This window comes from Citrobacter sp. KTE30 (assembly GCF_000398825.1).
Lineage (GTDB): Bacteria > Pseudomonadota > Gammaproteobacteria > Enterobacterales > Enterobacteriaceae > Citrobacter > Citrobacter freundii.
This window is the reverse complement of record NZ_KB976055.1, coordinates 892,387-915,321: the sequence shown is the minus strand read 5'-3', so window position 1 is coordinate 915,321 and position 22,935 is coordinate 892,387. Positions and strand designations below refer to the sequence as shown.

Genomic DNA, 22,935 nt, shown 5'->3' with positions numbered 1-22,935 from the left:
GCGTTCCAAAAACCCCTTAACATTGCAGGAGAATTATATGGTACTGGTAACTCGTCAGGCTCCGGATTTCACAGCAGCTGCGGTACTGGGTAGCGGTGAGATCGTTGAAAACTTCAACTTCAAACAGCATACCAACGGTAAAACTACCGTTCTGTTCTTCTGGCCGATGGACTTCACCTTCGTTTGCCCGTCTGAACTGATCGCATTCGACAAACGTTACGAAGAATTCCAGAAGCGCGGCGTTGAAGTTGTTGGCGTTTCCTTCGACTCTGAATTTGTCCACAACGCATGGCGTAACACCCCTGTCGACAAAGGCGGCATCGGTGCAGTGAAATACGCAATGGTTGCTGACATTAAACGCGAAATCCAGAAAGCCTACGGCATCGAGCACCCGGAAGCTGGCGTTGCTCTGCGCGGTTCTTTCCTGATCGACGCTAACGGCGTTGTTCGCCACCAGGTGGTTAACGATCTGCCGCTGGGCCGTAACATCGACGAAATGCTGCGCATGGTTGACGCGCTGCAGTTCCACGAAGAGCACGGCGACGTATGCCCGGCACAGTGGGAAAAAGGTAAAGAAGGTATGAACGCGTCTCCGGACGGCGTAGCAAAATACCTGACCGAGAACGTTTCCAGCCTGTAATTGGCATGAATCGACAAAAGGCCCGCTAGTGCGGGCCTTTTTTATTGTTCGTAGGTCAGGTAGGTGATTGCGTCACTCTCTGTAAGTATCACCAGCGACAATACGCTTATCCAAACCACAATTAAAACGCGAAGCAGGAACAGCCAAGCGCCCCCCAGAAAGCCCGGTCATCTGACACCGGAATGCCTGATTGACGCGCAATATCATGCTGATGACCGTGTACGCCGCAGCTACCACAGCACTGATGCATCTGCACCATTGCGCCAATTTTTGCCGCAGCAGGCGGTGCTGAGCGATAGTGCCCCGGCACCTTCACCACCGGCGACCAGTCCGGCACAACCGGGATGGCTGGCGGTGCCAGCGGGGTGAAATGCCCTGCCGCATACACGACTTTGCCATCGACAATGGTCATCACTGACTCAATGCCTTTGATCTCTTCTTCCGCCACGTTGAAGTAATCTTTAGACAGCACCACCAGGTCGGCCAGTTGATCTTTCTCGATTCGCCCTTTCTTACCCTGCTCGCTGGAGAACCAGGCGCTGCCAGCGGTCCACAGTTCCAGCGCCACGTCGCGCGGCAAGCGGTTGTTATCATCGTACATCGCCATACCGCCAACGGTGCGGCCCGAAACCAGCCAATAGAGCGCGGTCCACGGGTTGTAGCTAGCCACACGGGTGGCGTCAGTCCCCAGCCCTACCGGAACTTCAGCCGCCAGCATTTTCGCCACCGGCGGCGTGTGTTTGACCGCATCTTTGCCATAACGATCGACAAAATATTCGCCCTGGAACGCCATTCGGTGCTGAACAGCAATCCCGCCGCCCAGCGCTTTAACGCGCTCGATATTCCGTTCAGTAATGGTTTCGGCATGATCGAAGAACCAGTGCAGGCCATTGAACGGGATATCACGATTCACCTTCTCAAACACGTCCAACATGCGGCTGATAGATTCATCGTAGGTGGCGTGCAGGCGGAACGGCCAGCGGTGCTCCACCAGGTGTCGCACCACGCGCTCCAGCTCATCTTCCATACCCTCCGGCAGGTCCGGGCGCGGCTGGAGAAAATCTTCAAAATCCGCTGCCGAAAAGACCAGCATTTCCCCGGCCCCATTGGCGCGGTAGAAGTCGGTTCCCTGCCCCGGTTTGAGCATATCGGTCCAACGTTCAAAGTCTTCAAGTTCCTGTTTTGGACGCTGGGTAAACAGGTTGTAGGCAATACGCACCGTCATCTGCTTGTTGGCGTGTAACTGCTCAATGATCTCGTAATCTTCCGGATAGTTCTGGAAGCCGCCGCCCGCATCGATGGCGCTGGTCAGCCCCAGGCGGTTCAGTTCACGCATAAACTGGCGGGTCGAGTTAACCTGCATTTCTAGCGGCAGTTTGGGTCCTTTTGCCAGCGTCGAATAAAGGATCATGGCGTTTGGTTTAGCGATCAACATCCCGGTCGGGTTGCCGTTGCTATCACGCACAATCTCACCGCCCGCCGGATCCGGCGTCGCTTTGGTGTAGCCGACGGCTTTCAGCGCAGCGCGGTTCAGCAAAGCCCGGTCATAGAGATGCAGAACAAAAACCGGGGTATCCGGAGCAGCTTCATTCAGTTCTTCCAGGGTTGGCATGCGACGTTCGGCAAACTGGAATTCGCTCCAGCCGCCCACCACGCGTACCCATTGCGGCGACGGCGTTCTGTCCGCCTGGTCTTTGAGCATACGTAGGGCGTCCGCCAGCGACGGCACGCCTTCCCAACGTAATTCCAGGTTGTAATTCAGTCCACCACGAATAAGGTGCAGGTGCGAATCGTTCAGGCCCGGGATCACCGTATGTCCTTGCAGATCGACAACCTGCGTCCCTTCGGCAGCAAAGCTCATTACCCGCTCGTGGCTACCGGTCGCCAGGATCTTTCCGTTGGCAATCGCCACCGCCTCGACCTGCGGGCGTTGCCTATCGAGAGTATGAATTTTTCCGTGAGTCAGAATCAGTGTGGCAGTTTGAGACATAACAATCTCCTGAGATACCGGTCAGGCTTTTTTCAGCCATCCGGCAAACAGACGGGTTACGATGGGCATCCAGAACCAGACCACCAGCGCAACCACACAGGCATCATTGATGAGATGCAGGAGTAACGAGCCCTTCATTGCAGGCAGCACAATGCCGGTCAACCACGGCACCAGATTGGTGCTAGGAAATATCACCAGCAGGGTTATCAGAAACTGTTTCCAGCGTTTGGGCTGGCGTACATGTGGCGCTGGCGGCGTAAACCAGAATGCCGCTTCGGTACGAATTTCGGTTTTATCACCTTCCGCCAGCAGTGGGACGATCTCTTCCACCAACACGCGGCGCGTATCAGACTGGGTCCAGTTATACAGATGCTCAAGCGTGTCGAAGCGAATAATGATATTCCACAGGTTGTCGCCATCCGCAGGGCGAATCACGTTCGCCCCGAGATGACCGGGAAACTCGGCCGCCACCGGCATAATTTTCCCCAGCCATTGCTCATACCGCTGCGCCTGCTCAGGCAGCAGGGTGTGGGTAATCACCAACGTCACATGTTTGTTCTGCGCCATGAAAGGTTCCTTGTTGAGAGGAAACAGGCCGCTTAGGCCAGGAAAGCAATACACAAAATCATTCATGGTGCATCGAGGCGGCAAGGTTGTGGATCCCCGGGAGCTTTCATAAGTAAGTGACCGGGGTACGCAAGCGAAGCCAACAAAGATGCAACATGAAGGATGACGTGTATTTAGGCTTTACGTTCTGGCGCGCCATGCACCATGGTATAGGCATAATCCACGCCCATACCGTAGGCGCCGCTGTGCTCGCGTACCAGATCCATGACGGCGTCGTAGGTTTCTTTGCGGGACCAGTCGCGCTGGTACTCAAGAAGAACCTGTTGCCAGGTTACGGGTACGGCACCAGCCTGTACCATGCGGTCGATAGAACGCTCATGGGCATCCACGGACGTGCCGCCGGAAGTGTCGGTCACCACATATACTTCATAACCCGCTTCCAGCGCCATCAGTGCCGGGAAAGTCAGGCAGACTTCGGTCCACAGCGCGGAGATAATCAGTTTTTTACGCCCAGTCGCTTCCACGGCCTTCACAAACGCCGCATCTTCCCAGGAGTTCATCGAGGTGCGTTCAATGGGTTTTACATCAGGATGAACCGCTAACAATTCTGGCCAGATATATCCGCTAAAACTTTTCGTTTCTACAGAAGTATAAATCACCGGAACATTGAATATTTTCCCGGCTTTCGCTAATGCCACGGTATTATTTTTTAAAGTCTGGCGATCGATATTCGCTACACCAAATGACATTTGCGGCTGATGATCAATAAAAATAAGCGTAGAGTTTTGAGGGTCAATCAGTTCCCGAATAGACATATCACACCTTCTTAATCAATAAGTTAAAAGGCAACGGTCTGTATCTGCCGTCAGCAGCAGGATCCTGAATCAGAAAGCTTGTTGAGTATAGCGGGAAATTTCTAACGAGTTATTAAAGAAAACTTACCATCCTGTGAAACTATTAATTCTGTGTTGCGATATATCCTAAACAACATCAAAAAAATGCGCATGATTCATCTAATTTATTCACTGGCATTGTTTTTCTTCATTCGGTACAACAGAAGGGTTTAATTTTCAGGATCTTTTCTGCTTATGCGCATTAATCTGGATGTTTTGCTTATTCTCGACGCACTCGACAAACAGGGTTCATTTGCCGCGGCGGCCGAATCGCTGTTTAAAACGCCTGCGGCACTCAGCTATATGATTCAAAAGCTGGAAAGCGACCTGAATATCGAGTTGCTTGACCGTTCCGGACACCGGGCTAAATTTACCGACACCGGACAGATGATGCTGGAAAAGGGACGTTTATTGCTAAGTGCGGCAAAAGATCTCGAAAAACAGGCGGTACAGCTGAGTTCAGGCTGGGAAAAAGAGCTGGCGATTGCGCTGGACGACTCCTTTCCTTTCGCCTCGCTGTTACCCATTATCGATGAATTTCACGCGCTGAATAAGCAAACCCGCCTCAGTTTTACCCATCATACGCTGGCGGGTTCCTGGGAGGAGCTGACCCATAATGGAGCAGATATTATTCTGGGGGCGATTAATGAACCACCAACGTCAGCGGCCTGGTCCTACAAAATGCTCGGTACATTGGACAATGTATTTGTCGTGGCACCTGAGCATCCGCTGGCCGCAGCACCTGATGGCCTGACCAACGAGCAGTTGTGCCTGCATCGGGCGATTGTTATCAGCGACAGCGCCCGCTTCTGCCATCCGTTACAAACCAATCTGATGGAGGAGCAGGCGCAGATCCGTGTCGATGACTTCCACAGTAAAGTGATGCTACTGCGAGCCGGCATGGGCTGCGGATTTCTCCCCCGCCATATTGCCAGCCCGTGGCTTGCTACGGGCGAGCTGGTGGAAAAAACGGTTATCTCATTTCGCCAAAAAGACGTGGCCTATATGGCATGGCGTAATAACCGTGATGGGCTGGCGCAGCGCTGGTGGCGAGACGCGCTGCTGGCAAGCCCGGCGATTGCGCACTTATATCAATGACCTGACCATACCGAGGCGGAAATCGCCGGCAACGTCAGGATATCGTCGGCAAGCACACCTGTGCCCTCTTTGTGCTGCCAATGACTCACGCTCAGTAATGGCGAGGCTGGCAGGACCACTTCACAAGCCTGGCCACGGTTAATCGCCACTAACACGCGCTGGCGGTTTAGCACCCGTACAAACACCACCACGTTATCCTCGGCGTAAATCACCTGACAACCACCGTGGCGTAGCGCCTGGCTCTGGTGGCGTAATTTTGCCAGCCGCTGGTACAACGCCAGCAGGTTAGCGTCCTGTTTTTCAGGCTGCCATGGGAAAGGTTTGCGGCAAAACGGATCGTTGTTGCCATCCAGCCCCACTTCGTCGCCGTAGTAAATACAGGGCACGCCAGGCCAGGTAAATAGCCACACCACCGCCAGCGGTAAACGTGCGACGTCTTTACCGAGCAGAGACTTAAAGCGAGCGGTATCGTGGCTGTCGAGCTGGTTAAACATGCGCAATTGCTGTTGATGCGACAACCCCGCGCGGTAGTTATCCATCCAGGCCATACAGGTCTGAGCGTCAATAGATTGTGGGTCGTATGAAATATCGGTATTGGCGAGGAATCCCCAGAGAGGGAAAGTAAAGCCGCGATAGTTCATGGCGGCATCTTTCGCGTCGGCCTGCAACCACTGGCGAGCATCGCCAAAATGTTCACCCACCACATACGCCTCTGGCTGGGTTTCTTTTGCCGCCTGCGTAATGCCGGCCACGTGTTGTAGGTTGTTACGTGCGCCTCCTGCTTCTCCCAGCATGTGCACCACATCAAGACGCCAGCCGTCCATACTCCACGGCGCTTTCAGCCAGTGACGGACGATACTGTCTTCGCCGCGATAAATTTCATTTACCAGGCTTTCCGAAGAAAAGTCCAGCTTGGGCAGGCTGGAATACCCCAGCCAGTCGAGCGCAACGCCGTCGGCTGAAAAATGATACCAGTCGCGCCAGGGGGATTCTGGGTTATGGCACGCCCCATCCGTTCCCCTACTATGCCGGTCAAACCAGGCGTGCGAATCGCCGCTATGGTTAAAAACACCGTCCAGAATCAAGCGCATGCCCTGCTGTTGGGTGTTGTGCCGCAGGCGTAGCAGCGCCGTGTCGCCGCCAAATTGCGGATCAACATGACGGTAATCTTCGGTATCGTATTTATGCACGCTCGGCGCGGTAAATACAGGATTCAGGTACAGCGCCGTGACCCCTAACGTTTTCAGGTACGGTAGCTTTTCGCTGATGCCGTCCAAATCGCCGCCATAGAACGTGGAGCCACCGGCCTGAGCCGTAAGCGGTTCGTCCCATTCGCGCCGCACGATGTCGTGCCCGGCCGCGTGGTGATAATAGACGTTATCCTGGCCCGCTTCACGCGACTGGCTGCGGGCAAAACGGTCCGGGAAAATTTGGTAAAAGACCTGGTCAGCGACCCACTGCGGACCGTTATCCGGCACATCGACGGCAAACTGCTCCAGACGAGCAGGCGGAAAACGGCTGAATCCCTGTGGGGTGAACCACAACTGACGATCGAGCCAAAGTAATTTAAAGCTATAGCGTCGACGAGGCTGCCCGCTGGAGAGATCGATCGCCGCTCGCCACGCGGTCACACCCGGCTGCGGCTGGCTGCGCTGCTTGTGCATAGCTAGCGAAATCTCTTCGTTATCGTTTTCTGCGCGTAGCGTCACCCGCTGGGGTGGATTTTCCCCCGCCAGCCATAATGTAATCGTCAGTTGATCTTTGTTTTGCTTAACAAATGGGGCAACCGGAAGGTGCCAGGCGTTCAACATCACGTATCCCCTTTGATGATAATGACGTCACCTTGCCATAGCGAAGTGCAGGATCACTCATCATCTTAACGTTTATTGGGGGAGGAGTTCGGGGGAGGAGAAAATTGCCGGGTAACGCAAAGCTACCCGGCAAAAATATTACTGTGCTTCAGCAAGTTGGCGCTCGCGACGGCGCTTGAATCCCCAGCCGACCAGCAGCAGGACAATCCACGCAAAGCCGACGTACAGCGAAATGCGGGTATCCGGATGATAGCCGATAAGCGCGATGATAAAGACCAGGAAAATCAGGCCAACAACGGTCGTAGTTACCCCACCCGGTACTTTAAATTTCAGCGCTTTGACCTCTTCTGGCGGCAGACGACGACGGAAAGCAATCTGCGACAGCAGGATCATAATCCACACCCAAACCGTGGCGAACGTTGCCAAAGAGGCGATCACCAGGAAGACGTTTTCCGGCATGATGTAGTTAAGATAAACCGCAAACAGCAGCGCGATGGTCATCACCATCACCGTAACCCACGGCACGCCACGACGCGACGTCTTGGCAAACATTTTTGGGGCACTGCCCTGTTCCGCCATGCCGTGTAGCATACGTCCCACACCGAAGACGTCAGAGTTAATTGCCGACAGCGACGCAGTCAGAACCACAAAGTTGAGGATCCCGGCAGCAAAGGTAATGCCCATATGCTGGAACGTCATAACGAACGGGCTACCGTCGGTACCCACCTGGTTCCACGGGTAGATAGACATAATGACGAACAACGTCCCCACATAAAACACCAGGATACGCATTGGTACGGAATTGATAGCGCGCGGAATAGATTTTTCCGGGTCTTTGGCTTCGCCTGCGGTAATCCCGATAATCTCAATCCCGCCGTAAGCGAACATCACCATTTGCAGCGACATCACCATGCCGAGCCAGCCGTTGCTGAAGAAGCCACCATTGCTCCATAAGTTATGGATACCGGTCGGTTGCCCGCCGTTGCCAATCCCCCAAATGATGATACCGAAACCGGCGACAATCATGATGATAATGGTGGCGACTTTGAAGAACGAGAACCAGAACTCCAGCTCGCCAAACACCTTCACGCTCATCAGGTTGATGGCGCAGATAATCAGCACTACGCTGAGTACCCAAATCCAGTGCGGTACGGCCGGGAACCAGACGCCCATGTAAATACCAAAGGCAGTCACATCGGCAATGGCGACAATCAGGATTTCAAAACAATAGGTCCAGCCGGTGATATAGCCTGCCAGCGGTCCGAGGTTTTCCTGCGCATAGCGCGAGAAGGAGCTGGCTGCAGGGTTATGAACAGACATTTCGCCCAGCGCGCGCATAATAATATACGCCGCTACGCCGCCGATAATATAGGCCAGCAACACGCTTGGCCCCGCCATTTTGATGGCATCGGCCGAGCCATAGAACAGCCCGGTACCAATTGCTGAACCTAATGCCATAAAGCGGATGTGCCGGGTGCTCAGCCCACGCTTTAGCTTGTTATTACTTTCCATCGATTCCTAACCTGTTAACACAATAAAAAAACCACGGGGCCATGTTAATAGCCCCGTGGTTAAAACTTATTGTCAGTGATATTAGTGTGCGCTGGAGGTCACTTGTCGACCCGCGGCGCGATCCCAGATAACTGCCAGGACCACCATCACGACTGTTGGCATCAACCACGCCAGCCCCTGCTCCGCCAGCGGTAAACGCTGGGTCCAGGCCGGTAACACGTCGCCAATTGCAGAAGCTTTAATGCCATCAAGGATACCAAAAATCAGGCTGATAAACATCGCAGGTGCAATGACGCGGGAAGAATTATGCCACCATGAGCGGGTAAAGCTTAATACAACCAGTGCGATACATGGCGGATAGATAGCCGTCAGCACCGGAATAGAGATCTGAATCAGATGGCTCAGACCCAGGTTAGAAACCACCATCGAGAAGCCGCCGAGGATAAATACCAGCGTACGATAAGACAGTGGAACGTACTGGGCAAAGAACTCTGCGCACGCACAGGTCAAGCCAACCGCGGTGACCAGACAGGCGATGAAAATCAGCGCCGCCAGCAGGAAGCTTCCTGCACCGCCAAAGGTGTGCTGAACATACGCATGCAGAATCGCCGCGCCGTTAGCAGACTGATCGACCAGAATCGCGCTATCTGAACCCAGACGGAACAGCGCGAGATACAGCAGCGTTAAGCCCACACCCGCCATTAAACCCGCCCAAACGGTGTAACGGGTCAGCAGACGCGCTTCAGTAACACCACGCGAGCGAGCGGCGTTAACGATAACAATACCAAACACCATCGCGCCCAGCGTATCCATGGTCAGATACCCGTTCACGAAGCCATTAGAAAATGCCGCAGTTTGGTAGGCTTCCATCGCATTACTGATCGGGCCTGCTGGCCAGACGATTGCGGCGACAGACAGAACAACCAGCGCCAGGATTTTCAGCGGTGCCAGGAAATTACCCACCGTATCCAGCAGTTTGCCCGGATACAGCGAAACCAGAATCACAATCGCGAAATAGATAACGCTATAGATAAACAGCGGCAGCGCAGAGTCACCGGTCAGCGGTGCAATCCCGACTTCGAAAGAGACCGTCGCGGTACGCGGGGTAGCAAATAACGGCCCAACGGCCAGATAGCAAACAGTCGCCAGTAGCAGACCAGCAACTTTACCGATAGGTGTGCTCAGTCGGTCCACACCACCACCGACTTTCGCCAGCGCGACAACGGTAAGTACCGGCAGGCCAACGGCGGTAATCAAAAAGCCAAAAGCCGCAGTCCAGACGTGTTCACCTGCCTGCAAACCAACCATTGGGGGGAAGATGATGTTACCTGCACCAACGAACAGTGCAAATGTCATAAATCCCAAAGCGATAATATCGCGCGATTTTAACTGATGGGTCATAAAGTCTTACTGCCTGTGGATGTGGTGTTGAAAATAGTAAATTTTTGCCTTTCCCTGGGGGACAATACAGCGGCATTTTTGCTCAATTCCAGCGGGAAACACTCCCGACCTGGCGCGGCGAAGAATAGTTTTTCGATTTACCGCGTAAATGCAGTCGGTATGACAGCACCTGGAGCGCAATTTAAACGCTTATAACGTTTTAAAGCAAGGTGGGATCCAAAAACCAGAACAATATAGCGATATGAAAAATGGGGTTAGCACAAAACACCATTTCATGGAAAAAGGTATGGGTAATAGTTCGAACAAAAAACAATCAAGCGTCGTAAAATTCAGGAGTCATATATTGACCGCATAGAAAAAGCCAGCTTGTGCTGGCTTTTGGAAAGATAATCTTACGAATGTGCTTTAACCGTTACTTTTGGCAATCAAACGTTCCGGGATCACGAAACTAAATCGCGTCCCTTTGCCTGGTTCGCTTTCGATATTCAAACGGCTGTCGTGATGATGCAGCGCATGTTTCACGATGGCAAGGCCCAACCCGCTACCGCCCGTTTGCCGCGATCGCGCCTTATCTACCCGATAAAAACGCTCGGTCAGGCGTGGAATATGCTCGGCGGCAATGCCTGGACCGTTGTCTTCCACACAAAACTCCGCTCCCGAGGCCACATGCCTCCAGCGTACGGTAATGTGCGTTCCCGCAGGGGTGTGGTTCACCGCGTTATAGACGAGATTCGAGATAGCGCTACGCAACTGCTCCTCGTTGCCCCGCACGTTCAGGCTGTTATCGACATCAAAGGTAAACGTATGTTTATGCTGGCTCAGGGTTTGCGCTTCGTGCTCGATCACGCGCAGCATCATGGGCACATCGACTTTCTCATTCAGTTGCAACGTCGGAGCAGCTTCAATTTTTGACAGCGTCAGCAGCTGTTTCACCAGGCCTTCCATACGGTACGTTTGTTCGCGCATGGTATGCAGCGCTTTTTCGCGAGTTGTCCCTTCCAGCGGATGCTCCTGCATCATTTCCAGATAACCTTGCAGCACCGTCAGCGGTGTGCGCAGCTCATGGCTGGCGTTGGCGAAAAAGTTTCGCCGTGAACCTTCCAGTTGGTGCATCTGGGTAACGTCGCGCGCCACCATCAGCAGTTGCTTATCCGTGTAGGGCATCACGCGAATTTCCAGATGCCGTCCGGTATTGAGCACCAGATTGATAGGCCGGCTAAAGTCGCGCGTTTTCAGATATTGAGTGAATTCCGGGTATCGCAGCAGGTTAAGAATATTTTGCCCGCTATCGTCCGGCCAGCGCAGTCCCAGAACCTGCTGAGCCAGTCCGTTACACCAGAAGATACCGCCTTCTTCGGTGGTCAATACCACCGCGTCGGGTAGTGATTCCGCCCCGCTGCGAAAACGTTTGATCAGGTTACCCAGTTCTCGACGGCGCTTTTTGTTGCGCAGCTGCATTTGATGCAGCCCATATAACAACGGCTCCCAACTGCCTCGCCCCGGCGGCGGCGTCATGCTTCTGTCGACCCATAGCCACCAGGACAAACGTAATAGATTCCAGAAATGCCAGATAAGCAGGCCCGTTACCGACGCCAGTAAAAACCAGGGCAGGTAACCGAAAAAAGCGCTAAGGATAAATGCCGGTATGCAGCACAGGATCAGCTCCAGTACCAACCTTTTCCATGACAATCGTTCTAGCAAACGTCTTACTCCATAAACGGCCTAATCCATCAGGCCCTGATTCTTGTCAGTCAGAAGCGGGTCGAAAAACGATATCCCGTCCCGCGAACTGTCTGCACCATTCGATCATGTCCGCTGTGCTCCAGCGCTTTACGTAAGCGGCGGATATGCACATCCACTGTCCGGTCTTCCACGTAGACATTGGTTCCCCAGACATGATTGAGGAGTTGTTCACGGCTGTAGACGCGCTCAGGGTGGGTCATAAAGAAGTGCAACAGTTTGAATTCGGTCGGCCCCATATCCAGCGGATCCTCGCCGGTCATCACGCGATGCGAGGTCGGATCAAGGCTTAGCCCCTGCATCTCAATAACCTCTTCCACCGCCATCGGTGAAATACGACGCAGAACCGCTTTAATACGCGCCACCAGCTCCTTGGGAGAAAACGGCTTGGTAATATAATCATCCGCACCGGTTTCCAGACCCCGGACGCGGTCTTCCTCTTCACCTCTCGCCGTCAGCATCATCACGGGGATATCCCGCGTCATAGCTTCGCGCTTGAGATGTTTAATAAACTGCAGACCCGAGCCGCCGGGAAGCATCCAGTCAAGCAGGACGAGGTCCGGCCAGGGTTCATTGAGTTGGTTCACAGCACTGTCATAGTCTTCGGCTTCTACGGGTTGAAAACCGTTTTGCTCGAGCACGAAGCAGACCATTTCACGAATTGGAGCTTCATCTTCTACGACCAGAATACGTCTCGCCATGATTTGCCCTGTTTATAATTAAATCGTTTGCCATCAATACGGTGCCATTATGCGTCAGTTTTATGACAGATTTATGAAAAGATAGCCCAGGTTTAACGCAGCCCGGCGAATTATGACAGCCCGGAGACAAGATATTACCGTCCTTGAAAGGTTATAATCCCCACCACTGTTTTATCGTCATGGAACTCTTATGCGCATCCTTCACACGTCTGACTGGCATCTGGGCCAAAATTTCTACAGCAAGAGCCGCGCCGCTGAACATCAGGCCTTTCTCGACTGGCTGCTGGAAACGGCACAATCCCATCAGGTGGATGCCATTATTGTGGCGGGTGATATTTTCGATACCGGCTCACCGCCAAGCTACGCCCGTGAGCTGTATAACCGTTTTGTCGTTAATTTACAGCAAACCGGGTGTCATCTGGTGGTGCTGGCAGGCAACCACGACTCCGTCGCCACACTCAACGAATCCCGCGATATACTGGCGTTTCTCAACACCACGGTCGTTGCCAGCGCCGGCCATGCGCCGCAGGTACTGTCGCAACGTGACGGCACGCCGGGGGCAATTCTGTGCCCGGTTCCTTTTTTACGTCCACGCGACATCATTACCAGCCAGGCCGGGCTAACCGGGCAAGAAAAACAGCAACATTTGCTGTCAGCCATCACCGACTATTACCAGCAGCAGTATCAGGATGCCTGCACGCTGCGTGGTGATCAGAATCTGCCCATCATCGCGACCGGGCATTTGACCACCGTCGGCGCCAGTAAAAGTGACGCCGTCCGAGACATTTATATCGGTACGCTGGACGCCTTCCCTGCACAAAACTTCCCTCCGGCGGACTACATCGCGCTGGGCCATATTCACCGGGCGCAGGTTATCGGCGGCACGGAGCATATTCGCTACTGCGGCTCGCCGATCGCTCTCAGTTTTGACGAGTGCGGCAAAAACAAATGCGTGCATCTGGTGAGCTTTGAAGCAGGGAAACTCAACGCCGTCGAGAATCTCACCGTACCGGTCACCCAGCCGCTTGCGGTACTGAAAGGCGATCTCGCCGCCATTACCGCCCAGCTTGAGCAGTGGCGCAACGTACAGCAAGAGCCGCCGGTGTGGCTGGATATTGAAATTACCACCGATGACTATCTGCATGATATGCAGCGTAAAATCCAGGCCTTGACCGAAGATTTACCGGTAGAGGTGTTATTGGTGCGCCGCAGTCGCGAACAGCGCGAACGCATTATGGCCAATGAACGTCGTGAAACATTAAGCGAGCTGAGCGTGGCGGAGGTTTTTGACCGCCGCCTGGCGCTGGAAGAACTCGAAGAACCGCAGCGCGAGCGGCTTAATCAGCTGTTTAGCGCAACCGTACAGACGCTTGCCGGGGAGGCTGAAGCATGAAAATTCTCAGCCTGCGCCTGAAAAACCTCAACTCCCTGAAGGGAGAATGGAAAGTCGATTTCACGGCAGAACCTTTTGCCAGCAACGGGCTGTTCGCCATCACCGGGCCCACAGGCGCGGGGAAAACCACCCTGCTGGACGCAATTTGCCTTGCGCTGTACCACGAAACGCCGCGCCTGAATACTGTGTCACAGTCGCAAAACGACCTGATGACCCGCGACACAGCGGAGTGTCTGGCCGAGGTGGAATTTGAAGTGCGGGGCGAAGCCTACCGCGCATTCTGGAGCCAGAACCGGGCACGCAACCAGCCTGAGGGCAACCTGCAGGTCCCGCGCGTAGAGCTGGCCCGCTGCGCCGACGGTAAAATCCTCGCCGATAAAGTCAAAGACAAGCTGGAGATGACCGCCGAGCTTACCGGGCTGGATTACGGTCGTTTTACCCGTTCCATGCTGCTCTCTCAGGGCCAGTTTGCCGCATTTCTTAATGCCAAACCAAAAGAGCGCGCCGAACTGCTGGAAGAGCTGACCGGCACAGAGATTTACGGTCAAATCTCCGCTATGGTGTTTGAAAAGCACAAATCAGCGCGTACGGAGCTGGAAAAACTGCAGGCCCAGGCCAGCGGCGTGGCGCTGTTAGCGCCAGAGCAGGTGCAATCCCTGACGGAAAGTTTGCAGGTACTTACTGACGAAGAAAAACAATACCTTACCAGCCAACAAACCCAGCAACAGCACCTCAACTGGCTCATTCGGCAAAATGAGCTACAAACGGATATAAACCGTCACCAGCAGGCATTACAGGCAGCGCTTCAGGCGCAAGAAGACGCGCAGCCGCAGTTGGCGGCACTGAGTCTGGCACTACCGGCCAGGGCGTTACGCCCGCACTGGGAGCGAATTCAGGAACAAACGGCTACCATCGAGCGTACGCGCCAGAAGATTCAGGAAGTGAATGCTCGCTTACAAAGCAGCTTAACGCTACGCGGGCGTATTCGTCAGCAGGCGCAAATGCAGTCGACCTTGATGCTAGCCGAACAACAGACGTTAACCGACTGGCTTAATGAGCATGATCGCTTCCGCTTATGGAGTAGCGAACTGGCAGGATGGAAAGCGCTGCTGGCCCAACAGTCCGACGCCAGCACCCAGCTACGCCAATGGCAGCAGCTGCGAGAGAACGACACGCGTAAGCTCAATGCACTAACGCTTCCCGCGCTGACCCTTTCGCCGCAGGAGGTAACGGATGCGCTGGCGCAACATGTGCAGCTTCGTCCATTACGCCAGCGGCTGAGCAATTTACACGGACAAATCACCCCGAAGCAAAAACAACTGGCACAGTTACGCGCCACGCTTGTACAGCGTCAACAAGAGTTGACCCAGCGCAACGCGGTGCTTGCCGAAAAACGTCAGCGCTATAAAGATAAAAATCAGCAACTTACCGATGTGAGAGTCATTTGCGAGCAAGAAGCCCACATCAAAGATCTGGAAAGCCAACGGGCATTGTTGCAATCCGGCATGCCTTGCCCGCTATGCGGCTCCACCGCACATCCGGCGATTGAACGCTATCAAACGCTCGAACTGAGCGTGAATCAGACGCGGCGTGAGGCACTGGAAAAAGAGGTCAAAACGCTGGCCGATGAGGGTTCAACGTTACGCGGCCAGCTTGAGGCGATAACCCAGCAACTTCAGCGGGATGAACGCGAAGCACAGACGCTTTCTCAGGAGGAGCAAGCACTTACTCAAGAGTGGATGACCGTCACCGCCAGCCTCAACGTCACGCTACAACCGCAGGATGACATTGCCCCGTGGCTGGCCGCTCAGGAAGAGCACGAACAACAGCTTCACCAGTTGAGCCTGCGTCATACCCTGCAGGCGCAAATCACCGCGCATACCGAGCAGATTACCCAGCTCCAGCTGCATATTGACCAGCGCCAGGCGACGCTAACCGCCGAGCTTTCCCGTTATGGTCTGGCCCTTCCACCCGAGGATGACGTCGCCTCATGGCTAAGCGAACGGGCGAACGAAGCACAAATGTGGCAACAGCGTCAGAATGAACTGACCGAGTTACAGGCCCGGATTGCCCAGCTTGCGCCGCTGCTGGAAACGTTGCCTGAAACCGAGGCGCTTTCTGAAAACATTGAGGATTTGTCGCTGGAAAACTGGCGGCAGGTGCACGACGATTGCCTCTCTTTACAGGGACAGTGGCAAACCTTGCAACAGCAGGAGGCGCAGGACGTTCAGCGCGCCACGGAAATCCAGGCGCAGTTTGATGCCGTATTAAAGGCCAGCATCTTTGCCGATCGCGACGCCTTTATTGCCGCCCTGCTGGACGAAGAGACCTTTAATCGCCTGGAGCAGTTGAAGCAATCACTGGAAGGCCAGCGACAGCAGGCGCAAACGCTGGTTAATCAGGCCCAGCAGGCACTGGCGGCTCATCAACAGCAGCAACCAACAGAAGTGGATCTCACGCTGACGGCGCAGCATCTGCACGACGCGCTGGCGCAGCTCACCCAACTGCTACGCGATAACACTACTCGTCAGGGCGAAATTCGCCAGCAGCTCAAACAAGATGCTGAAAACCGCCAGCAGCAGCAGGCGCTGATGCAGGAGATTGAAAAAGTCGCGCAGCAGGTCGAAGACTGGGGGTATTTGAATGCGCTGATCGGCTCGAAAGAGGGAGATAAGTTCCGCAAATTTGCCCAGGGGCTGACGCTGGATAACCTCGTCTGGCTTGCCAACAACCAGTTAACCCGTCTGCACGGTCGCTATTTGTTGCAGCGCAAGGCCAGCGAAGCGTTAGAGCTGGAAGTGGTTGATACCTGGCAGGCCGATGCCGTACGTGATACGCGTACGCTTTCCGGCGGCGAGAGCTTCCTCGTGAGTCTGGCGCTGGCGCTGGCATTATCCGATCTGGTCAGCCACAAAACGCGAATTGACTCCCTGTTCCTCGACGAAGGTTTCGGCACGCTGGACAGTGAAACGCTGGATACCGCCCTGGACGCGCTTGATGCGCTCAACGCTACCGGTAAAACCATTGGCGTGATCAGCCACGTCGAAGCGATGAAAGAGCGCATTCCGGTACAGATCAAAGTGAAAAAAATCAACGGTCTGGGCTACAGCAAACTCGACAAAATGTTTGCGGTGGAGTAATCGGCCAGCGGATATGGTGTCACAGGCCGGATAAGCGCTAACGCTATCCGGCACGCTATGTAGCACAATATTGCATACTCAGGGACGGATATGAAATGGCATTCCACTTCGCTTATCCGCAAGCTATCGCTATTGGCGGCGAACGTTCGTCGCTATGACGCAAATCCTGCGTCTTTCTTGTTGGCAGGTGGTATGAAAAAAGTCATTTTCTCTTTAGCGCTCGGAACATTTGGGCTGGGCATGGCCGAGTTTGGCATCATGGGTGTCCTCACTGAGCTGGCGCGGGACGTGGGAATTTCCATTCCTGCCGCTGGCCATATGATTTCATTTTACGCCTTTGGCGTAGTGCTTGGCGCGCCCATTATTGCGCTCTTTTCCAATCGCTTTTCGCTCAAACATATTTTGCTGTTTCTGGTCACCCTGTGCGTGATTGGCAACGCCATCTTCACCCTCTCTTCCTCGTATTTTATGCTGGCGGTGGGCAGGCTGGTTTCCGGCTTCCCTCATGGCGCATTTTTCGGCGTGGGCGCGATTATCCTGTCGAAGCTAGCCCGTCCAGGAAAAGTCACCGCCGCCGTCGCGGGCATGATTTCGGGGATGACCGTTGCCAATCTGGTTGGCATTCCCGTCGGCACCTGGCTGAGCCAGGAATTTAGCTGGCGCTACACGTTTCTGCTGATAGCCGTCTTTAATATCGCCGTAATAGTCTCGGTCGCTTTTTGGGTCCCCAACATTAGCGATGAGGTAAAAGGGAAACTGCGCGAACAATTTCACTTTTTGAAAAGCCCCGCCCCGTGGTTCATTTTTTCCGCCACCATGTTTGGGAACGCCGGGGTTTTCGCCTGGTTCAGCTACGTCAAACCGTACATGATGTATATCTCCGGCTTCTCCGAGGCGCTAATGACCTTCATCATGATGCTGGTGGGATTGGGAATGGTGTTAGGAAATCTGCTAAGCGGTAGGCTGTCAGGCCGTTATACGCCGCTGCGAATTGCGGTAATAACCGACTTCGTGATTGTGCTGGCTCTGCTGCTGCTCTTTGCCTTTGGCGGCATCAAAACCGCGTCGCTGACCTTCGCTTTCATTTGCTGCGCGGGTCTGTTTGCTCTGTCGGCGCCGTTGCAAATTTTGCTGCTGCAAAATGCTAAAGGGGGAGAACTACTGGGCGCGGCTGGCGGGCAAATTGCCTTCAATCTCGGCAGCGCGATTGGCGCGTACTGCGGTGGCATGATGCTGACGCTGGGATTTGCCTACAACTACGTGACGCTGCCGGCTGCACTGCTGTCGTTTTCTGCAATGTCCTCGCTGCTGCTCTATGGCCGCCTGAAGCGCGGCGTGCAACAACAGGTTGCACCCGCGACATAACAACCGTTTATACGTGCGGCCACAGCCAGGCAGCGCCACGCACGCCGCTGGAGTCACCGTGCAACGCCTGGCGTAGAGGCGTTTCACACTCGCCGCCAAAAACAAATTGCTGCATCAACGTCGGAACGTTTTGATACAGTCGATCGACATTGCTCATTCCGCCACCCAGCACAATGACGTCCGGATCGAGAATATTCACCACATGTGCCAGTGATTTCGCCAGACGAAGCTCATAGCGGCTCAACGCTTGCTCCGCAAGAGTATCCTGCGCATTAACAAGGCTGATAATTTCACTGCCTTTGAGCGGCTTACCGCTCAGGCGCTGGTAGTCGGTGGCAAAACCGGTCCCGGAAATGAAGGTTTCAATGCAGCCTTGTTTGCCGCAATAACAAGGTACTTCCTGCCGATAACGCAGCTCATCTTCGTCCATCCACGGCAGCGGATTATGCCCCCACTCCCCTGCGGTACCGTTACCGCCCGTGTGCGCCCGACCATTCAGCGCCACGCCTGCGCCACATCCGGTGCCGATAATCACCGCAAACACGGTTTGCGCCCCCGCCGCCGCACCATCCACCGCTTCAGAAACCGCCAGACAGTTGGCATCATTTGCCAACCGCACTTCGCGATTCAGACGCGAACTCAGGTCTTTGTCAAAAGGTTGCCCGTTAAGCCAGGTCGAGTTGGCATTCTTTACTACCCCGGTGTAGGGCGAGATTGAACCGGGAATGCCCATTCCCACGGTTCCCGTCTGCCCGGTAGCGTTTTCCGCCATCTCCACCAGCATGGCGATGGTTTCTATCGTTTGCCAATAATCATCACGCGGCGTGGGCAGGCGATGGCGAAAAAGCTGTTCGCCCGCATCGCCAAGCGCAATAACTTCCGTTTTCGTACCGCCCAAATCGATACCTATACGCACTGTTTGCTCCTCTTCCCGATTAACAATGCAAGCATAGCGACAATTCGCTATCATGCCCGCTGGATTTAACGACAAGGCCGTGGAAATTATCATGCTGTGGTTCAAAAATTTAATGGTTTACCGTCTTAGCCGCGATGTTTCTTTGCGTGCCGAAGAGATGGAAAAACAGCTGGCATCAATGACGTTCACCCCTTGCGGTAGCCAGGATATGGCAAAAATGGGCTGGGTTCCGCCGATGGGATCGCACAGCGATGCATTAACGCATACCGCCAATGGCCAAATTATTATCTGCGCCCGCAAAGAAGAAAAAATTCTGCCGTCGCCGGTTATCAAACAGGCGCTGGAAGCCAAAATATTCAAACTGGAAGCTGAGCAAGGTCGCAAACTCAAGAAGACCGAAAAAGACTCACTGAAAGATGAAGTTCTGCACTCATTGCTGCCGCGCGCCTTTAGCCGCTTCAGCCAGACAATGATGTGGATCGACACCGTCAACGATCTGATCATGGTCGACTGTGCAAGCGCGAAAAAAGCGGAAGATACGCTGGCGCTGCTGCGTAAAAGCCTCGGTTCGCTGCCGGTCGTTCCGCTGACGATGGAAAACCCTATTGAGCTGACGCTGACCGAATGGGTTCGCTCCGGCACAACAGCACAAGGATTCCAGTTACTGGATGAAGCTGAACTGAAAGCGATCCTTGAAGACGGCGGTGTGATCCGCGCGAAAAAACAGGATCTGGTCTGCGACGAAATCGCCGTGCATATCGAGGCGGGCAAACTGGTCACCAAGTTGGCCCTCGACTGGCAGCAGCGTATTCAGTTCGTTATGTGTGACGACGGCTCCATTAAGCGTCTGAAGTTCAGCGATGAGCTGCGCGATCAGAACGAAGATATCGACCGTGAAGATTATGCTCAGCGTTTTGATGCCGATTTCATCCTGATGACAGGTGAACTGGCGGCGCTGATTAAAAGTCTGGTGGAAGGATTAGGCGGCGAAGCGCAACGTTAGCCCTGTTTAGCGAATGGCGACACAATATCGCCATTCGTCATTTTTACGCTTACAAATAGCGGCAAAGATAGGAAGTTGGCTCTGCTACTTGCAGATGAAACTCACTGTTGCCCGGTACGTTAAACACGTCTCCTGCGGCATAGACTTTCCACTCGGTTTCCCCTGGCAGCAGCACGTTCAGTGCGCCACTAACCACCGTCATCTCTTCAGGCGCCGCAGTACCAAAGGTATATTCACCTTCAGCCATCACGCCTACACTGGCGCGGCCAGTACTGCTGCTGGTAAAACCGATCGATTTTACTTTGCCGGAAAAGTATTCATTACTTTGAAGCATACAACTGGCCCTATCTCGTGATTAAGTTAGGAACCAATATAGGGGGCTGACATTCCACCTGTCACGCAAAATTACGCCAGCAATTCCGAAGCTAGTCGGGCAATCAACACATTGGACAGCAAAACCGGGACATCCAGCGACTTTTGCAGTAAATCACGATGGCGTTGATGAAAACCCAGGCAGTCCAGCATGAGAACATCAGCGCCTTGCTCAAGGAGATATTTCCCGGCATCAATCAGCTGTTGTTCAGAACCTTCTACTGGATTCGCTACGGCATACACTGGCGGCGTTTGTAACACCTGCCACTTTTGTGTCTGGGCTTTGAGCAATTCAGCAACAGGTACTATGACCCCAACCTGATGCCCTTCGACAATCGAAGCCACTAACGGGGGAATAATGCGTATGGGTTCCAACAAGATGCTATTGCGGGCGGTCAGACGGGTGATTGAAGCGGTACTCATCAGCAGGATCACGTCAAAGCCCTGATTATCCAGCACCTCCACGATACTTTGTAGCGAGCGTTCTACCTTCAGGCGCGAGACATGTGCAAGCTGATGGTCGCTAAGCAGCGTTAATAACAGCTCATCACCGGGTGAAGCTCCGTACTCAGCCATCACATCTTCTCGCTGCATCTGCCCCAGCAGACTGTGGTGAGTAATGTGCTGTTCATCAATATATTCCGTCAGGAGCGGTAACACCTCACACATCGGCACAACGCCAATCGTGAGGATAGCCAACGACGTACTCATTTGTTGCTCCACCGTTTTCTTACTTTGCTGTGAAATCCCGGACACGTGCCGGACGCTAACCTGTGCTACAAATGCTCAAAAGCGTAGCAGTAGATCGGCGGTGTATTGTGTAAAGATTCCAGATCATTCCAGTACTGGATTGTTATTGTTTAATTTTCAATTTTTACTGTATACAGCGAAATTTAAAAAAATGTGATGCACGCCCGGACTGGCACTTTTAAGACTCGTGCCAGGGCGGTCTTCATATCAGGTTTTATCGGGGTCTTCGTAGCGTTTTTTAGCATCCATCGCTTCCTGAGCCGAAGGATGCTCACTGATCAACGAATTCGGTTTAGGGTGATCGGCACGAAGTTGATACCAGGTTACCGTCTGGCCTGGCGTCCCTTTTTCAACCGTAACAATGGTCGCTTGACGTGGGTAAGGTGGTTGTGTCGGCATAGTTCTTCCTTTTCACTGGATGAACATTAAGTATAGACACCGCCCTGCAACCGTGGCGCTGCCTGCGCCAGTATCCCAAGAATGTCTTCCACCACCTGCGCAGGCGCATTGGTGGCATCAACGATATAGTGCGCGGCTTCGCGATACAAAACATCTCGCTGGGCGAGCACTTCCTGCACTTCTTCAGTCAACGGCTTGCCGGTTAAGGTCGGTCGTAATCCTTCTTCAGGCGTCGCCTCCAGACGATCAACCAGTACCGATACCGGTGCGCTTAAATAGATAACCACGCCGTGGCTGCGCATGTAGTGACGGTTAAATTCGGTAAGAATAATACCGCCGCCGGTCGCAACAACCGTTGCTGGTGCTGTGACAGCCTGCAGAGCGGTCGTTTCCTGGGCACGAAACCCTTCCCACCCTTCTCTTTCGACGATTTCCGCCACGGTCATTTGCACGTGCGATTGCAACCAGCGATCGGTATCAACGAACTGGAAATCAATAGCCTTTGCCAGCGCCATACCGGTTGTCGTCTTACCACACCCCCGGGGGCCAACAAGAAAAAGAGGTTGCGTCATCACAGAATTTCCCCAGAGAGCCGCCAACAAGCGGGATCTGATGCGGTTAAAAATATAATCATATCATCAAACTAGTACATCGCCAAAATCGTAAAGAAAAAATTACAGAAAGAATGGCGAGATGAGTTAACCCCTACTATAACAAGAATTCACAATGAATAAAGTGTAAACAATAAATTACACATACTATTTTCTACGCTGAACTTCCAGCCACCACTTATCCAGTTCAGCCGCAAAATGCTGTCTGTCGCGGGACGAAAGGCTGTCCGGCCCCCCGGTCTGAATACCGCTGGCGCGTAGCGTATCCATAAAATCACGCATCATCAGACGCTCGCGGATCGTGGCTTCGGTATAACGTTCGCCACGCGGGTTAAGCGCCGCCGCACCTTTTTCAATCACTTCAGCCGCCAGCGGAATATCTGCCGTTATCACTAAATCGCCGGCGCTACACTGACGCACAATCTCGTTATCAGCCACGTCAAAGCCCGCAGGCACACGTAATGTGCTGATGAAACGCGAAGGCGGGACGCGCAGGCTTTGGTTGGCCACCAAAACAAGCGGCATTTGCATGCGCTCAGAAGCGCGGTACAAAATGTCTTTAATCACATTCGGACACGCATCGGCATCTACCCATATTGTCATAACTTCTCCTCACTGGTGTGCTGCCGCACA

Annotated in this window: 20 protein-coding genes; 6 read left to right on the top strand and 14 right to left on the bottom strand. The window is 53.8% G+C overall.

What is annotated here, in order from left to right; translation table 11 throughout:
• The first annotated feature begins 37 nt into the window (after positions 1 to 37).
• Entirely contained in the window at positions 38 to 640 is a 603-nt protein-coding gene (locus tag WC1_RS18525; RefSeq protein ID WP_003021524.1) for a peroxiredoxin, read from the top strand.
• 121 nt (positions 641 to 761) lie between these two features.
• Here the strand turns inward: WC1_RS18525 and WC1_RS18530 are convergent, their stop codons facing one another.
• The 3 genes from WC1_RS18530 to WC1_RS18540 form a co-directional block, all read right to left on the bottom strand.
• Positions 762 to 2,630: an amidohydrolase gene (locus WC1_RS18530; protein ID WP_003021520.1), complete on the bottom strand. Its 1,869-nt coding sequence runs from the start codon at positions 2,628 to 2,630 to the stop codon at positions 762 to 764.
• A 21-nt stretch (positions 2,631 to 2,651) separates the two neighbouring features.
• Positions 2,652 to 3,197 (bottom strand): antibiotic biosynthesis monooxygenase, encoded by a 546-nt coding sequence (locus WC1_RS18535; RefSeq protein WP_003021516.1) that lies wholly within the window; start codon positions 3,195 to 3,197, stop codon positions 2,652 to 2,654.
• Between the two features lie 173 nt (positions 3,198 to 3,370).
• Complete coding sequence (locus WC1_RS18540) at positions 3,371 to 4,012, bottom strand: hydrolase (RefSeq protein WP_003021513.1); 642 nt, start codon at positions 4,010 to 4,012, stop codon at positions 3,371 to 3,373.
• A gap of 273 nt (positions 4,013 to 4,285) precedes the next feature.
• Between WC1_RS18540 and WC1_RS18545 the strand changes: the two genes are divergently transcribed.
• Positions 4,286 to 5,188 carry a LysR family transcriptional regulator gene (locus WC1_RS18545; RefSeq protein ID WP_003835993.1) on the top strand — a complete coding sequence of 301 codons (903 nt, stop codon included), beginning with the start codon at positions 4,286 to 4,288 and terminating at the stop codon, positions 5,186 to 5,188.
• Here the strand turns inward: WC1_RS18545 and malZ are convergent.
• The 5 genes from malZ to phoB form a co-directional block, all read right to left on the bottom strand.
• On the bottom strand, positions 5,182 to 6,999 hold the full coding sequence (gene malZ / locus WC1_RS18550; protein ID WP_016149693.1) for a maltodextrin glucosidase: 1,818 nt from the start codon (positions 6,997 to 6,999) through the stop codon (positions 5,182 to 5,184). The two genes, WC1_RS18545 and malZ, sit on opposite strands and share 7 nt — an antisense overlap.
• Positions 7,000 to 7,137: 138 nt before the next feature.
• Positions 7,138 to 8,511, bottom strand: a complete 1,374-nt coding sequence (proY, locus tag WC1_RS18555; RefSeq protein WP_003021504.1) for a proline-specific permease ProY — start codon at positions 8,509 to 8,511, stop codon at positions 7,138 to 7,140.
• Between the two features lie 81 nt (positions 8,512 to 8,592).
• Positions 8,593 to 9,912, bottom strand: a complete 1,320-nt coding sequence (gene brnQ, locus WC1_RS18560; RefSeq protein ID WP_003021501.1) for a branched-chain amino acid transporter carrier protein BrnQ — start codon at positions 9,910 to 9,912, stop codon at positions 8,593 to 8,595.
• Positions 9,913 to 10,317: 405 nt separating this feature from the next.
• Positions 10,318 to 11,613 (bottom strand): phosphate regulon sensor histidine kinase PhoR, encoded by a 1,296-nt coding sequence (gene phoR, locus WC1_RS18565; RefSeq protein WP_016149692.1) that lies wholly within the window; start codon positions 11,611 to 11,613, stop codon positions 10,318 to 10,320.
• Between the two features lie 50 nt (positions 11,614 to 11,663).
• Complete coding sequence (gene phoB, locus WC1_RS18570) at positions 11,664 to 12,353, bottom strand: phosphate response regulator transcription factor PhoB (RefSeq protein WP_003021496.1); 690 nt, start codon at positions 12,351 to 12,353, stop codon at positions 11,664 to 11,666.
• Between the two features lie 190 nt (positions 12,354 to 12,543).
• Between phoB and sbcD the strand changes: the two genes are divergently transcribed.
• The 3 genes from sbcD to araJ all read left to right on the top strand — a co-directional run bounded on the left by sbcD (position 12,544) and on the right by araJ (position 18,251).
• Positions 12,544 to 13,746, top strand: a complete 1,203-nt coding sequence (gene sbcD / locus WC1_RS18575; RefSeq protein ID WP_016149691.1) for an exonuclease subunit SbcD — start codon at positions 12,544 to 12,546, stop codon at positions 13,744 to 13,746.
• On the top strand, positions 13,743 to 16,886 hold the full coding sequence (gene sbcC / locus WC1_RS18580; RefSeq protein ID WP_016149690.1) for an exonuclease subunit SbcC: 3,144 nt from the start codon (positions 13,743 to 13,745) through the stop codon (positions 16,884 to 16,886). Before sbcD ends, sbcC begins: the two co-directional genes overlap by 4 nt.
• A 192-nt stretch (positions 16,887 to 17,078) precedes the next feature.
• Complete coding sequence (araJ, locus tag WC1_RS18585) at positions 17,079 to 18,251, top strand: MFS transporter AraJ (RefSeq protein WP_032948050.1); 1,173 nt, start codon at positions 17,079 to 17,081, stop codon at positions 18,249 to 18,251.
• Positions 18,252 to 18,258: 7 nt separating this feature from the next.
• On the opposite strand, the gene mak is transcribed toward araJ, so the two are convergent.
• Positions 18,259 to 19,167 (bottom strand): fructokinase, encoded by a 909-nt coding sequence (mak, locus tag WC1_RS18590; RefSeq protein ID WP_003836005.1) that lies wholly within the window; start codon positions 19,165 to 19,167, stop codon positions 18,259 to 18,261.
• Positions 19,168 to 19,258: 91 nt separating this feature from the next.
• Here mak and rdgC point away from each other — a divergent pair, with 91 nt between their 5' ends.
• Entirely contained in the window at positions 19,259 to 20,170 is a 912-nt protein-coding gene (rdgC, locus tag WC1_RS18595; protein ID WP_003021479.1) for a recombination-associated protein RdgC, read from the top strand.
• 49 nt (positions 20,171 to 20,219) lie between these two features.
• Here rdgC and ppnP read toward each other — a convergent pair whose 3' ends face one another.
• The 5 genes from ppnP to WC1_RS18620 all read right to left on the bottom strand — a co-directional run bounded on the left by ppnP (position 20,220) and on the right by WC1_RS18620 (position 22,905).
• Entirely contained in the window at positions 20,220 to 20,504 is a 285-nt protein-coding gene (ppnP, locus tag WC1_RS18600) for a pyrimidine/purine nucleoside phosphorylase (protein WP_003021477.1), read from the bottom strand.
• Between the two features lie 71 nt (positions 20,505 to 20,575).
• Positions 20,576 to 21,253 carry an AroM family protein gene (locus WC1_RS18605; RefSeq protein WP_003021474.1) on the bottom strand — a complete coding sequence of 226 codons (678 nt, stop codon included), beginning with the start codon at positions 21,251 to 21,253 and terminating at the stop codon, positions 20,576 to 20,578.
• 246 nt (positions 21,254 to 21,499) lie between these two features.
• On the bottom strand, positions 21,500 to 21,691 hold the full coding sequence (gene yaiA / locus WC1_RS18610) for a protein YaiA (RefSeq protein WP_003021472.1): 192 nt from the start codon (positions 21,689 to 21,691) through the stop codon (positions 21,500 to 21,502).
• A 26-nt stretch (positions 21,692 to 21,717) separates the two neighbouring features.
• Entirely contained in the window at positions 21,718 to 22,263 is a 546-nt protein-coding gene (gene aroL / locus WC1_RS18615; RefSeq protein ID WP_003836009.1) for a shikimate kinase AroL, read from the bottom strand.
• A 186-nt stretch (positions 22,264 to 22,449) separates the two neighbouring features.
• Complete coding sequence (locus WC1_RS18620; RefSeq protein ID WP_003021467.1) at positions 22,450 to 22,905, bottom strand: YaiI/YqxD family protein; 456 nt, start codon at positions 22,903 to 22,905, stop codon at positions 22,450 to 22,452.
• Positions 22,906 to 22,935 lie beyond the last annotated feature (30 nt).